Source organism: Desertibacillus haloalkaliphilus, assembly GCF_019039105.1.
Lineage (GTDB): Bacteria > Bacillota > Bacilli > Bacillales > KJ1-10-99 > Desertibacillus > Desertibacillus haloalkaliphilus.
In genome coordinates, this window is record NZ_JAHPIV010000447.1 from 1 (window position 1) to 355 (window position 355).

The 355-nt window shown below is 33.5% G+C and carries 1 pseudogene; it reads left to right on the forward strand.

The annotated features are described in order from the left end of the window. Positions 1-62: 62 nt before the first annotated feature. Positions 63-355: pseudogene (locus KH400_RS22735) on the forward strand (M3 family oligoendopeptidase); the annotation flags it as partial.

A 355-nucleotide genomic window follows, 5' to 3' on the forward strand; every position in this document is an offset into this window, starting at 1 on the left:
TTTGTATTTATAATTACATCGTATTCTGGTACGATGAGTTTACTTGAAAAGGAGGATGATTCATGTCAACATTTTATGTAGAGAAACTGAATTTTAAAGAACCTAAGAAAATAGCGGAAATGTTTGATGCATTGCTACAGGAATCTACGGACACTGTAGAGGAATTAGAATCATGGCTTAAAAAACAGTCAGAGCTATTTGATGCCATTGAGGAAGCAATGTCTGGGCATTACATCGACTTTCAATGTCAAAGTGACTCTAAAGAGGCAAAAGAGATTTTTGAGCATGATCAAAGTGTCATTGATCCCCTTTTTAAGAAATATAATTCTTTATTTGATGAGGCATTTTTATCTTC